13 protein-coding genes are annotated in these 13,100 nt (G+C 38.2%); 4 read left to right on the forward strand and 9 right to left on the reverse strand.

The window, feature by feature from the left end; all coding sequences use genetic code 11:
- Positions 1-256: 256 nt before the first annotated feature.
- From DOK79_RS04940 to DOK79_RS04950, 3 genes are all read right to left on the reverse strand, one after another.
- Positions 257-1,405 carry a PIN/TRAM domain-containing protein gene (locus DOK79_RS04940; RefSeq protein WP_206853137.1) on the reverse strand — a complete coding sequence of 383 codons (1,149 nt, stop codon included), beginning with the start codon at positions 1,403-1,405 and terminating at the stop codon, positions 257-259.
- A 26-nt stretch (positions 1,406-1,431) separates the two neighbouring features.
- Positions 1,432-2,802 carry a DNA repair protein RadA gene (gene radA / locus DOK79_RS04945; protein WP_206853134.1) on the reverse strand — a complete coding sequence of 457 codons (1,371 nt, stop codon included), beginning with the start codon at positions 2,800-2,802 and terminating at the stop codon, positions 1,432-1,434.
- A 65-nt stretch (positions 2,803-2,867) separates the two neighbouring features.
- Positions 2,868-3,395, reverse strand: coding sequence for a dUTP diphosphatase (locus tag DOK79_RS04950; protein ID WP_206853131.1), 528 nt, complete (start codon positions 3,393-3,395; stop codon positions 2,868-2,870).
- 213 nt (positions 3,396-3,608) lie between these two features.
- Between DOK79_RS04950 and proB the strand changes: the two genes are divergently transcribed.
- Positions 3,609-4,418 (forward strand): glutamate 5-kinase, encoded by an 810-nt coding sequence (gene proB / locus DOK79_RS04955; protein WP_206853128.1) that lies wholly within the window; start codon positions 3,609-3,611, stop codon positions 4,416-4,418.
- The gene (locus DOK79_RS04960; protein WP_206853126.1) at positions 4,411-5,658 is read left to right on the forward strand and encodes a glutamate-5-semialdehyde dehydrogenase; all 1,248 of its coding nucleotides are present in this window, start codon (positions 4,411-4,413) and stop codon (positions 5,656-5,658) included. The genes proB and DOK79_RS04960 overlap by 8 nt, the downstream gene beginning before the upstream one ends.
- A gap of 173 nt (positions 5,659-5,831) precedes the next feature.
- Here the strand turns inward: DOK79_RS04960 and DOK79_RS04965 are convergent, their stop codons facing one another.
- From DOK79_RS04965 to DOK79_RS04980, 4 genes are all read right to left on the reverse strand, one after another.
- On the reverse strand, positions 5,832-6,140 hold the full coding sequence (locus tag DOK79_RS04965) for a hypothetical protein (protein WP_206853122.1): 309 nt from the start codon (positions 6,138-6,140) through the stop codon (positions 5,832-5,834).
- 83 nt (positions 6,141-6,223) lie between these two features.
- Complete coding sequence (locus DOK79_RS04970) at positions 6,224-6,664, reverse strand: DUF2798 domain-containing protein (protein WP_206853118.1); 441 nt, start codon at positions 6,662-6,664, stop codon at positions 6,224-6,226.
- Positions 6,665-6,857: 193 nt separating this feature from the next.
- Positions 6,858-8,039, reverse strand: a complete 1,182-nt coding sequence (locus DOK79_RS04975; RefSeq protein ID WP_206853116.1) for a glycoside hydrolase family 73 protein — start codon at positions 8,037-8,039, stop codon at positions 6,858-6,860.
- A gap of 447 nt (positions 8,040-8,486) precedes the next feature.
- On the reverse strand, positions 8,487-9,332 hold the full coding sequence (locus DOK79_RS04980; RefSeq protein WP_206853114.1) for an SDR family oxidoreductase: 846 nt from the start codon (positions 9,330-9,332) through the stop codon (positions 8,487-8,489).
- A 125-nt stretch (positions 9,333-9,457) separates the two neighbouring features.
- On the opposite strand from DOK79_RS04980, the gene DOK79_RS04985 reads away from it, so the two are divergent.
- Positions 9,458-9,925 (forward strand): Rrf2 family transcriptional regulator, encoded by a 468-nt coding sequence (locus tag DOK79_RS04985; RefSeq protein ID WP_206853112.1) that lies wholly within the window; start codon positions 9,458-9,460, stop codon positions 9,923-9,925.
- A gap of 170 nt (positions 9,926-10,095) precedes the next feature.
- Entirely contained in the window at positions 10,096-11,706 is a 1,611-nt protein-coding gene (locus tag DOK79_RS04990; protein ID WP_206853110.1) for an SWIM zinc finger family protein, read from the forward strand.
- Positions 11,707-11,877: 171 nt separating this feature from the next.
- Here DOK79_RS04990 and DOK79_RS04995 read toward each other — a convergent pair whose 3' ends face one another.
- Positions 11,878-12,210, reverse strand: coding sequence for a DUF4176 domain-containing protein (locus DOK79_RS04995; protein ID WP_206853107.1), 333 nt, complete (start codon positions 12,208-12,210; stop codon positions 11,878-11,880).
- Complete coding sequence (locus DOK79_RS05000) at positions 12,203-13,078, reverse strand: DUF4176 domain-containing protein (protein WP_206853105.1); 876 nt, start codon at positions 13,076-13,078, stop codon at positions 12,203-12,205. The genes DOK79_RS04995 and DOK79_RS05000 overlap by 8 nt, the downstream gene beginning before the upstream one ends.
- Positions 13,079-13,100 lie beyond the last annotated feature (22 nt).

The following is a 13,100-nucleotide window of genomic DNA, read 5'->3' on the forward strand; positions in this document are numbered from 1 at the left end:
CATTTGAACAGACTGTTTTGGGGTAGTGCCCCTTTAGCAATAAATGTTGGAATTTAAAGCCACTCAGCACAAATTTTACCTTTTATACGGTAAATAGTAAAGAGATTATGAAAAAGTCATTGAAATCTACGGTATAAAATCAGGGTCGGAAAATAGTTTTTTCTATTTTCCGACCCTCGACTAACGAAGAAAGTAGCAGCTCCTCTAGAAATCACTTTGAAATGCCTAGCTACTCCTTGCTTACACCGTTGTGATTTTACTTCGCCTTTTTCTCGTTCTCACGTTTATTATCGATTCCTCTACCCGCATGAGCAGGTTTTGCAAAGATCATTCGTCCAGCTGCTGTTTGTAGCGCACTAGTTACCACGACTTCGATTCGCTCGTTCATGTAGTGTTGCCCGTCTTCCACAACGACCATTGTGCCGTCATCTAAATAGGCAACTCCTTGTTGACGTTCTGTACCAGCTTTGACTACCAATACATTCATGTTCTCACCAGGGATAACGACTGGCTTCACTGCGTTGGCAAGCGCGTTGATGTTGAGAACAGGTACATTTTGAAACTCAGAAACTTTGTTAAGGTTATAGTCATTCGTCACGATGACGCCATCCAATAATTTCGCTAATTTGATCAGCTTACTATCGACTTCACTGATGTCTTCAAAGTCACCGTCATACATCTCAACTGAAATGCCTTCTTCTTTTTGTAACGCGTTCAAAATATCTAATCCGCGACGTCCACGCACACGTTTCAAGCTGTCACCTGAATCAGCGATATATTGTAATTCATATAAAACAAAATTTGGGATCATCAATGTTCCCTCTAAAAATCCTGTTTTTGTGATGTCGTAAATACGCCCATCGATGATCACGCTTGTATCCAATATTTTATACTTATGGAAATGATCGTCTAACTTACGTTCCAACAGTTGGCTTTCCACTTGGCTAGGTGTTTCTTGTTCCACCTTTTTGCTTCTAGGTCCAAATATTTTCTTCCATTCCTCGATGCGGGTCGTCCCCATTCGTAATCCAAGATACCCAAGAATCACCATCAATAGGATCGGTAAGACACTATTTACGAAAGGCATCTCAATATTATAAAGAGGGGTAGAGATCACGACTCCTAATGTCAGACCAATGATTGCTCCGATTGCCCCGAATAAGAGATACGTCAAGCTGACCTCACTTAATTTTTCTTCAATTTGCTTGATGACTGCTGTAATATGTTTTGCCAATAGCAAAGATAATAAAAAGAAAATAAGTGCACCCAACAAGCTATTGGTAAAGGTGTTATTCAGCCATCCATTTGTCTGTTGACCGATCGCTTGCCAAGCTGTAGGTAAAAAAGAAATACCTAAGCTGGCACCAACGATGATCATCAGTAAGGTGATGACACGTTTTTGCATCCTGCTTCCTCCATTTCATTTTGATTTTAGCGAAATACTCTTCTAAGGGTCTCATCCAGTGTTGCAACACCTACGACTTCGATCCCCTCTGGAACATTCCAACCACCTAAATTATTTTTAGGCAGATATACTTTTGTAAATCCTAATTTTTGTACTTCTTTGACTCGTTGTTCAATCTGATTGACTCTTCTGATTTCTCCAGTCAAGCCGATTTCTCCAATAAAACATTCTGTTGGCTGTGTTCCTTTTTCTTTGTAGCTAGAGGCGATACTGATCGCAATCGCTAAGTCGATCGCGGGTTCATTTAATTTTACCCCACCAGCTGCTTTTAGGTAAGCATCTTGATTTTGCAACAATAATCCAGCACGTTTTTCTAATACTGCCATGATCAAAGACACACGATTAAAGTCTAAGCCAGTCGTTGTTCGTTTGGCATTTCCAAACATCGTCGGAGTCACTAAGGCTTGGATCTCCACTAGGATCGGCCGTGTTCCTTCCATTGCAACAACGATCGCTGAACCTGTCGCACCATCTAAGCGTTCTTCCAGAAAGATCTGTGAAGGATTTGCTACTTCTTCTAACCCATGAGCATGCATCTCAAAAATGCCGATCTCGTTGGTGGACCCAAAACGGTTTTTTACGGCACGTAAAATACGAAAACTGTGATGTTGTTCGCCCTCGAAATACAAGACCGTATCGACCATATGCTCTAACATTCGCGGCCCTGCGATCGATCCTTCTTTTGTGACATGTCCAACGATAAAGATCGCGATTCCGTTTGTTTTGGCAATTTTCAGCAACTCTGCAGTTGTTTCTCGTACTTGGCTGACACTACCAGCTACACTTGTTATATCGGGTTGGGTCATCGTTTGGATCGAGTCGATGATCACATAGTCAGGAGAAATTTGTTCGATCGCTCGACTGATTTCATTCATGTCTGTTTCTGCATATAAATAAAATTCTGTATCGATCGAACCCAAACGTTCGGCACGCAGTTTGATTTGATCCGCACTCTCTTCTCCTGATACGTAAAGCACTTTGCCACCGATCGCCGCTAATTGTTGCGATACTTGCAGTAGTAAAGTGGACTTCCCGATACCAGGATCGCCCCCAATCAAAATCATCGAACCAGGAACGACACCCCCGCCTAAGACTCGGTTCAACTCTGCTAACTTCGTCTTGACCCGCGGTTCTTTTTTGGGGATCACTTCTGCGATTTTTGTTGGTTTGGCTTTTTCACCAGTTAAGCTCGTACGTACTCTACGATCTGTTGTGTCTTGTTCGATCTCTTCAACCATAGTGTTCCATTTGCCACAATTAGGACAACGCCCTAAAAACTTAGGCGACACATAGCCACAGTTTTGACAAACAAATTGAACTTTTGCTTTTTTGGCCATTGTCGTGTACCACCTATCTTTCACTTTACTTGACTCGGATTAAAAATAGCTTAACCCACTTTTATTTATTCATTAGATGAGCCAAATCCGCCTTGGCGGGCTTTAGCTGTTTGATCTTGATCCGCTTTTAGGAACGGCAAGAAAATGCCTTGACCGATTCGTTCCCCTTTTTTGATCACTACATCTTTGAAGCCGAAATTCGTGAATTGGAACATGATGTGTCCTTCATTTGCTTCATTATTATAATAATCACTGTCGATCACGCCGATACCATTCGTCAAAATCAAAAAACGTTTTAATGGATTGCTTGAGCGATTGGCTAGTTGTAAGAACTCATCTTCACCCATATACGCTTTGATTCCTGTAGGTACTAAGACCGGTTTGATCTTCTTTTCCTCTGCTGACATATCAGGCATAAGCGCATCTGAGACCGCTGTAAGTCCTTGCTTAAATCCAGCTTTCCAAACACTTGGAATCACCACATCTTCTGCTGCTTCAAAGTCATAACCGGCCGCATGGTGGGTCGCTCTTTGTGGCAATTGGATCTGTTGATCCTGATAACGTGTAATTACTTCAAAACCTCTTTTATTCACCAAATCCCTCCCAGAGTAAACTAGTTCTATTTTAACATACCAAACGACTGAATACCCAAAGTTAACGAATTCTTCATGAAATCCACTTCTCTTCTAAGAAACAAATTTATTGATTTTTTGAAAAAAAGTTTATTAAAACATGACTTTATGATTGAAAACAAGTAGAATAAAACAAAATCATTTCTGTGTAAAGAGAATTAATTGAGGTGCTCCATGCGAAAAGAAGTAAAAGAAGCAAAAAGAATCATCATCAAAGTAGGAACAAGTACATTGATCTATCCGAATGGCAATATCAATTTGGCAGCGATCGACCAATTAGCTTTTGTTCTTTCTGATCTTCATAATCAAGGCAAAGAAATCGTATTAGTCTCTTCTGGTGCAGTCGGCGTCGGTATGCATAAAATGAACCTAGCCAAACGCCCAGCTACGATCCCAGAGCAACAGGCGATTGCCGCAATCGGACAAGCTGAATTGATGAACATCTACAATCAACGATTCAGTGTCTATAGCCAACAAACTGCGCAAATACTAGTCACTCGAGATGTCATTGATTATCCTGAAAGCCGTAAAAATGTTGTCAATACGTTAGAACAGCTATTAGCGATGGGAACCATTCCTATCGTCAATGAAAATGATACTGTCGCAGTCGATGAATTAGATCATTCTACCAAATTTGGTGACAACGATCAGCTATCTGCGATCGTTACCAAGCTGATCGCCGCCGACCTCCTCATTGTTCTTTCGGATATCGACGGTTTCTATTCAGATAATCCATCCATCAATCCTCAGGCTGAAATGTATCAAACAGTCACTGCTATTGACGATGAGCTGATGGCACAAGCAGGTGGCGCCGGCAGTACGTATGGCACTGGCGGTATGGCAAGTAAATTAAAAGCTGCTTTAAGGATCTTTGAAGCAAATAGCACGATGATCTTAGCAAATGGAAAAAATCCGGCAATCATCTTTGATATTTTAGCTGGAAAAGAAATTGGCACATTATTTAAGGAGGGCTATCATGACTGATCTTATCCAACTTGGTGAACAGGCAAAAAAAGGCGCACGAGGCCTAGCGTTGATGCCTACAAAACAAAAAAATGACTTATTATTGCAAATGGCGCAAATGATCAAGAGAAATCAACTTGCCATTCTTGAAGCAAATCAAAAAGACTTAGATCAAGCAACAGAAAATAATATCAGCGAAACGATGCAAGATCGCTTACGATTGACACCAGAACGTATCCATACTATGGCTGAAGAAATCATTAAAGTTGCACAATTAGACGATCCTATCGGAAAAGTCGATCATATGTGGCAAAACGAGGACGGTTTATTGATTGGCAAGAAACGTGTCCCATTAGGTGTCATCGGTATGATCTACGAATCACGCCCGAATGTGACAACGGATGCTGCTAGTTTGGCATTCAAATCAGGGAATGCCGTGATTTTACGCGGAGGAAAAGAAGCTTTCCATTCCAATCAATTGTTGGTTGAATTGCTTCAAGAAACATTGACGAATGCTGGAGTATCGCCTTATGCGATCCAATTTGTGGATGATACCTCGCACGAAACCGCTGCGGAATTGATGCGTCTAACTGATTATTTAGATGTTTTGATCCCACGAGGCGGCGCTTCGTTGATCAAACGTGTGAAAGAACAAGCGACCGTACCGATCATTGAAACAGGAACAGGCAACAACCATATCTATATCGATAAAGAAGCACAATTAGCCATGGCTGTCGATATCATCGTGAACGCAAAAACATCTCGACCTTCTGTCTGTAATGCTGCTGAGACTTTACTGATCCACTCAGAGATCGCGCCGTTCTTCTTGCCATCGATCGAGCAAGCACTGGTTGAACATGGTGTTTCACTCCATGCAGATGCGCGTGCATTGGATTATTTAGAAACAGCCACGTTAGCAGACGAAACCGATTGGGATATAGAATACTTGGATTATATTTTAGCAGTCAAGATCGTTGATTCATTAGATGAGGCAATCGATCACATCAATCAACACAATACCAAGCATTCAGAAGCCATCGTCACAGACAGTTACTCTGCAAGTCAACGCTTTTTAAATGAAGTCGACGCAGCAGCTGTTTACGTCAATGCTTCGACTCGTTTTACAGATGGTTCAGTCTTTGGGTTCGGTGCAGAAATCGGCATTTCCACCCAAAAACTCCATGCTAGAGGCCCAATGGGTTTGAATGAATTAACGACGACAAAATATATCATCTACGGAGACGGACAAATTCGTGAATAATGTTTCACGGGAAACATTTTGGCTGTGAGTTGTCTTTCAATAATAAGTTACGCAAATGCCAGATGATTCTTCGAAAAATAAGGCGACATACACGAAACTTGGATGCAAGTTTTCATGTATGTCGCCTTATTTCTCAAAATTGAAGACTACTAACGTATTCTCTCTTTACAGGATTATTCCTCTGTTAACTGATCAAACAAAGAAAAGCCATCAAACGTTTCGCCATCATAATAACGCAATAATTGTTCACTCGTCAGATTTGTAGTAGTTTCTTTCTCCTCTTCTGATTCAAGAAGCAGTTGTTCACGATAAATCTGATAAGTCTCTGCTAGTTGTTGTTGCATTTGCGCTCTTGAAGGAGCTTCCGCATTGATTGTCGGCAACTCTTTGATCAATCCACGATAAACCAATCGTTCATCGACCCATTCAACAGGTAGTTCTACCATGGTCAAGCCGACTTCTTTAAAATATTCTTCGATCATCTCTAAGCCTCGCATTTATGTCTTGCTTGCATTTTAGCTTATCTACTAAAAAGTTGCTAGAGACAACCGAAAGACTTCTTCAATTATTTTTGGATCGTCGCCAAAACGGTCCGTGAGATGGGGCCGACAAACAATAATTGTAACGGCAACGCCATGATCAAGTTCATCTTCCAAGCTGTAAGATACACGGAAAGAAATTGTTCTGGAATCCCTTGTTCAATCACGATACCGAACAATGACATGCACGTCACCATTCCCAAAACCATCAGACAAGAAATCGTAAGGATCATTTGCATTTTATTTTGCTTATTTATAGGTAGATTAAACGCAATCTTTTTCGCTATAACACCTACAATAAAAACATCTAAGATAAACGCCACAATAAATCCTGGGATAAGTCCTATGAATAGATTTGATAGATGCAATGCATTATGTAGCCAGAGGTTATAAATACTCATTCCTAAAACCATCAAAAAACACATCAGCGTTGTAAATATAATTCCTTCTTTTTTATTTGTTGGCACTTCAATCACTCCTTTTCATGAAAAACAGCATAGCATAAATGAAAATTTTTCGTAAGTTTTATTTATAACTTTCGTTAAATTTTTTTCCACAAAAATATCGCTCCCGGTTTACGAATAAACCTTGGAGCGATATTTATCATCTTAATCAATACTTTTTGCTTTTAAATCAAGAACCAGACACTAGATCCTTATCTTAATAAGCATAGAACCCGATGCCTTCATATCTCCAACCTAATGGTGTCAACGAATCGCGCTCAGCTGAACTTAATGTATAATGGTGCGTTCCTATTGTTTCATTCGGATTGAACAAACGATGGATTGGTTTTGAACCACCTGAGAAGAAACTTAACCCTTCATATCTCCAACCAAGAGGTGTCAAAAAGTTGATTTCTGACTGAGCCATCGTATAGTGATGATCTCCGTTATTTGGATTGTACAAACGGTAAACCGGTTGTCCACTATTTGGTGCTTGCCATGCGATTCCTTCATAAATCCAACCAACTGTAGATAGATAATTTCTTTCCCCAACATTCAACGTGTACAAATGTTGACCAGTACTACGGTTATACAAACGATACATTGGTGAAGTATCGACATTCGGTGTGTCATACTGGGTTAGATTATACGTTTCAATCACGTTATTTAGAATCGAACCATAATTTGGAGCTGTCGCATAGCGACCAGTTAACCATGCTGTGGCATCGCGATACGATGAAGTATTACTTCTCCATGCACCTGAATAAAAGAAGACACCTGGTTGGAAAGAAGTCGTCTTCAACACCGTCACATTATCTTGTAAAGACTCTGCATAAGATGGATACTTACGAAAAGCTGCATTTACAGTGACCCATTGACCATTGATAAATTCTGAAGTCGGCATTGTCACCGATTGTCCATTATAACTACCTTTGATCCCAAATAAATTATAGTTTGGCGCAGCAGATAGTGTACTTCTTCCCCAGCCACTTTCAACAATTGCTTGGGCGATCATCACAGAGGCATATAAATCATTAGCATTCGCTAAAGTCTGCGCACTTGCCGCAATACTATCAATAAATGCTTGTTGCTCATTCACAGATGAACGTGCAGAAAAAGCTGCGACCCCCGGATTCTCAAATTGCGATAGATCCGCTTGATGTGTATGCGTCAATTCATCCCCATTCGTTAGAGGATTCGTGATTACTTCTGTTTTTTCGACAGGTTCAGTAGACTGTTCAGTTGCTTCTGAATCAGTCGTTGCAGTTACATCCCCCATTGTTGAAACTGTTGTTTCAGCAGGACTCGACGTTGCTGTCTCATCTGCAAGTACGACAAGGTTCGTAGATACTAAACTGCTTAGAACGATTGCACTAAATAAAAGATTTTTTGCTTTCATTTCATTCTCCTTTTTCTCAATAATTTTATAACAGCATGCGACATTATGAGAGTTTAGATATATGTATCATTAAATCTTCAAAAAATTTAATTTATTACTCCATAAAAATCACACATTTTTAATTATACATGACTGTAAACCTCATTTCAGCCATAAAATTATTAAGATTTTCGAGATACAGCAATATCTAAATCAGAAAAACAGTTATGCGTAATTCTACTAAACAAATTAAAACAAAACAATAAACAGATAAGACCAGCCATGTAAGGGCCTACTTTAATTTCGTATCCGTATTGAAAAATGCTCAAAAAAAGGAAGAGAGACTAAAAATCAATAACAGACTCTTAGCCTCTCAACCTTCTTTTCATTTGAAACCTAGACAAAAAACAATATCAACACTTAACGAGAATATGTTTTTTTGCAAAGTCTACTGATACAGTGACCTGGTTAGATACCTAACTCCTTCAATCCATCTTCTAGTGAAGTCAATTCACGTCCTAATACTTTTTCAAAATCATCAGAAGTCACATCTAATTGATTATTGCGAATATCATTTTGAATAGCAGCCGTCATTTCTGCACCGCCTTGAGAAAATCCCGCAGCTGTAAGTTTACCTATAAATCCATCTGTATCCAGTGAGAGAATTTCTATCGACTTGCCACTTACTTTAGCAACTTTTTCTGCCAACATTTGATACGTGATTGGTTTTCCAGATAATTCTAAGACTTCCGGATAATCCGTTCCTGCTAATACTTTTGCGGCTACTTCTGCGTATTCTCTCTTTAATGCCCAACCTGTTTTTCCTTCTCCAGCTGCATAAACAAATTGACCAGTTTTCAATGCCAGATCAATCAAAGGCATCTCATTTTCTAGATACCAGTTATTTCTTAAAAAGGTATGCTTGATACCAGATTCTTTAATGATTTTTTCTGTAAACTGATGGTCTGGCGCCAAGATACTAGTCGAATGGTCTGCATCCGCAAAACTCGTATAGGCAATAAAAGAAACACCAGCTTCTTTTGCCGCTTCCACGACATGCTGATGCTCAGCTTGTCTGTTCCCCGGCACTCCTGAAACAAATAGTAAACGATCAATACCCTTTAAGGCCTGCACCATTGTTTCGGGATCAGCATAATCGCCGATACGCACTTCGATACCTTCTTCTATTAATTGTTCTGCTTTTTCTTCACTACGTGCAAGAACATAGATTTCCTCCAAAGGAACTAGTTTCTTTAATTCATTTAAAGCATAGTGCCCAAATCCTCCGGTTGCTCCTGTGACTAAATATGTCATATTCCCACTCCTTTTTTATAATTAGCTATTTTCTGATCACAAAGCTGTACATTTATAAAACACACCTTTATCATAAAGAGTATGCTAAGATAAGTCAAGAAATCAATTTGAAAGGATGGATTTTAATGAAATACTCTCTGCAACTAAGTGATGCGATCCATATTTTAGCTTACATCCATATCTTCCAAGGGACAGATCTGCTTTCCAGTGACATGATTGCACGTAGTATTGAAACGAATCCAACAAATGTCCGAAAAATCATGAGTCAATTAAAAAAGGCGGACTTGATTCATACGACAAGTGGAAAACCAGCACCTGTACTTGCAAAAGCGCCAGAAAATATCAACTTATTGGAAATTTATCGAAGCATTGAAGGAAACACAAGTTTGATCCAAGTCGATCCTAAAACAAATCCAAATTGTGTCGTCGGTGCCAATATACAAGAAGTTTTGACTGCAACATATTCTCGATTGCAGAAAAAAGTGGAAGAAGAAATGGCGATGATCACTTTGGATGGACTCATTCAACAAATCGCTCGATTAGAAAAAGAGAAACGCCCAGAAAATCAATCGATCGTGGAAAAATTTATTTAGCATCCAAGAAAACCATCCACTTGTAGTTATTTAAAGATAAAATAACATTTTTATATTATTATTACTTTTATATAAGATTAAATAATCTATGTACTGAAAAAAAAGTTGCTGTTTTCTTTTTATTTATTCGGTAAAATTAAAGTATAAAGATAACTACAGGAGGAAATATTATGAAAAATTGGCAAAGCGTTTTCGAGGAACCTGATTTAGATAATGGCTATACTTTATTTATCGAAAAGCATGTTCACGAATTTTTATTTACACAAGAACAGATCACCGCAAAAGTAACTGAAGAAAACAACGAGTATGACATATTGATCCAATTAACAAACCACGAACACTTCTATCGTGTAGCTTGCACTTGCTCACACGAAGGCAATGACCATTGTGCACATATCGCGGCTGTCTTATTCAAATACGAACAAGAGGATAAACATGAAAAAACACCGGATCTTATCAAACTGATTTCCTATGCAAATGAACAAGATATCCATGACTTCCTATTAAGTATTTTAAGGGGTAATCAAAAACTTACACAACGTTTTCAAGAACATATTGCAATCAAAAATATTAGCGATTACGATAAAATGGTTGTTATTTTAGAAAAACACACTCAATATTCAACCAATAATACGAACGACCGTACAATACAAAAAATCAATAATGAACTGTCTGGATTTTTAACTAAGCTTGTTGATACAGCTGTCGAAAAAAATCAAATTCTTCACGCCTTTGAACTGATGAATCGAGTGGTCGAACACCTTGACTTAGCAAAGATACATAATGTAGAAAATGATGTAAGTCTTATCATGCATCAATGTTATTCACTATGGAAAAAGTTACTGAAACATGCCTCTGAACAAGAAAAACAACGTATGTTTTCTAAATTATCAGCCAAAGTAAACAGCACCACCGCAAGCCAGTCTTGCTTTTATATCCAACAAGTTTTACATGAAGAGTTCCCCCAACAGTTCTCTGAGCAAGAGCAGCAAGCCCTTGACCAAACAACTGAAAATAACGGGTTCTTCAATTATAAAAATAAACGACTTCTATCGATTCGCCAGATGGAGAACTTGAATTATTCAGATAACCAAATTCGGCAACGTGCACGAGAAAGCTGGCAATCACCCACAATACGTTCGCAGTATATCGACTACTTGATGCAAAAAAAAGCGTATGAAGAGGCCATTGTTGTTTTGAAGGAAAGCATTGTATTAGACAAGCATTCTTCCGATATGATCACTTTACATCGCTATGCGTTAAAAAATCTCTATCATAAATTAGGGAACAAGGAGCTTTATGCGGAACAAATTTTCCATCTACTATTAGAGGGAGAAACCGTTGATATGAATTTGATCCATCAATTGAAAAAATCCTATTCGATCGATCAGTGGGAAGAAGTACGTGAACAATTATTTGAGCAATTAAAAAATCGAACTGATGTTGGTTTATTCTATTCAAAAGAAAGACGGTATGATCTACTATTGGATTACATCCTGAAATCACCTGGACTAGAAGAAGCCAGTCGCTATTTTTCTTTCTTAAGAAAGCAATTCCCGGAAGCACTCCTTCAAAAATATGAATATGAACTACGTCGAATGGCCGCTGAAACAACGACACGCTCTCGGTATCATAAAATGGCTTTGCTGATTGCCGAAATGGCCACTCTTCCAAGCAGCACCATCTCTGTTCAATTATTGATCAAAGAACTAAAAGAAAAGTATCCACGTAGAAAAGCAATGTTAGAAGAATTGAAAAAGTTAGAGAAAAATTATAAATGATGTAACAACAGCGATTCTGTGGTACAGCCACTACTACGAAAAACCGAATCAACAAGCAACACCGTTGATTCGGCTTTTCGTATAGCTGGTCACTGATTTATTACTTTCCTATAATTTCCTAAAAAAGAAAAAGCATTTCAAGCACTTTAAAATAACAAGACGCACCTGCTATCAATCAAAGCCGATTGACACAGATTGATCTGGTTTACTTGCGGCTTCTTTCACATCAGCCTCCCACTTACCGTAGATATCTAAAAATCTCACTTCTTCTTCATCACTATATCCTTCAAACACAACTTTATCGATATTTTCATGATCAAAAAAAATCGTTGTTTCAGGATTTAAACCAGATGGATAAAGCACTGCCATATAATCTGCAAATGTATCTTTCCCCGTATGTTGATCTGTATATATCGCTCCTCTTCCAACGATAACTAATTTTTGTAAACCTTCCTCAAGCAAAACGATACTTCCTAATGGTAATAACTTTTTGACTTCACTCATTATGTATTTCCTCCTTGTCAGTTCCTTTGATATGCTTATTAAAATATTTCTCTCCGTACCATTCTAATTGTGTTTGCCCTTCCAGATTGCGGTATTCTTCTGAGTATTTGTGTTTATAATAACCATGCAATAGATACGGAAGGAACAGGTAGGCTTGTGCGATAATAAATCCTATATCAAACACAAACCACATAGCTAAAAATCCTATAAAACCCGTTACATCTGTGCGTGGTGTATCTCCACTAGGAAAAATAAAATTCCAAATAGCCCCGATAATAACGACTATTGAGCTATACTTCACCACTAAACTTATTGCTTTTCCTATCCATTCATCCACCTTTTCTTTTTTATTTGTATCATAAAGTAAATTTTCCAAGGACGCTTTCTTACTTCTAACTACTATATATCCTACTAATAAAATTATTGAGAAAAATATTCCCATTCCTATAGCTGTTAGAGGCTTTAGAAATGCTGTGATGAAAAGAAGGTTAGTTTCAATTACTAGCCAAACAAAAATGTTTACTGTATTGATGTAGCCCCAGAAAAATTTAGTAGCTCGATAACGTTTAATCAATGTATAGACCCATATAACTAAATACATTACCAAAAGTATCCAAAACAAAGATAAAGGTAAAAAGTTTATATCGGCTTGTGGAACTAAACTATTCTTATCGTGATTCGTAATAATGCTATTTGTAAATAAAACTATGCCATATAGCATGCCTATCAAAGCTAGCGCTAATATTTTCAATAAAACAGGTCTTTCTTTTAAATCCCACCTTTCAACATCATTTTTCATATAATTGATTAGCTTATCATTTTTCAAATTTAAACTTTCTTCAAAAGATGCTTTGAATAAATTTTTCATAATTGTCCCCAATTAAAGTGTA

Source organism: Enterococcus sp. DIV1094, assembly GCF_017316305.2.
Lineage (GTDB): Bacteria > Bacillota > Bacilli > Lactobacillales > Enterococcaceae > Enterococcus_B > Enterococcus_B mangumiae.

Excerpts from the sequence above, each read along its gene's own strand:
- DOK79_RS04940 (WP_206853137.1), bottom strand. The coding sequence starts at position 1,405 with ATGCAAAAACGTGTCATCACCTTACTGATGATCATCGTTGGTGCCAGC.
- radA (WP_206853134.1), bottom strand. The coding sequence starts at position 2,802 with ATGGCCAAAAAAGCAAAAGTTCAATTTGTTTGTCAAAACTGTGGCTAT.
- proB (WP_206853128.1), top strand. The coding sequence starts at position 3,609 with ATGCGAAAAGAAGTAAAAGAAGCAAAAAGAATCATCATCAAAGTAGGA.
- DOK79_RS04960 (WP_206853126.1), top strand. The coding sequence starts at position 4,411 with ATGACTGATCTTATCCAACTTGGTGAACAGGCAAAAAAAGGCGCACGA.
- DOK79_RS04965 (WP_206853122.1), bottom strand. The coding sequence starts at position 6,140 with ATGATCGAAGAATATTTTAAAGAAGTCGGCTTGACCATGGTAGAACTA.
- DOK79_RS04975 (WP_206853116.1), bottom strand. The coding sequence starts at position 8,039 with ATGAAAGCAAAAAATCTTTTATTTAGTGCAATCGTTCTAAGCAGTTTA.
- DOK79_RS04980 (WP_206853114.1), bottom strand. The coding sequence starts at position 9,332 with ATGACATATTTAGTCACAGGAGCAACCGGAGGATTTGGGCACTATGCT.
- DOK79_RS04985 (WP_206853112.1), top strand. The coding sequence starts at position 9,458 with ATGAAATACTCTCTGCAACTAAGTGATGCGATCCATATTTTAGCTTAC.
- DOK79_RS04990 (WP_206853110.1), top strand. The coding sequence starts at position 10,096 with ATGAAAAATTGGCAAAGCGTTTTCGAGGAACCTGATTTAGATAATGGC.
- DOK79_RS04995 (WP_206853107.1), bottom strand. The coding sequence starts at position 12,210 with ATGAGTGAAGTCAAAAAGTTATTACCATTAGGAAGTATCGTTTTGCTT.
- DOK79_RS05000 (WP_206853105.1), bottom strand. The coding sequence starts at position 13,078 with ATGAAAAATTTATTCAAAGCATCTTTTGAAGAAAGTTTAAATTTGAAA.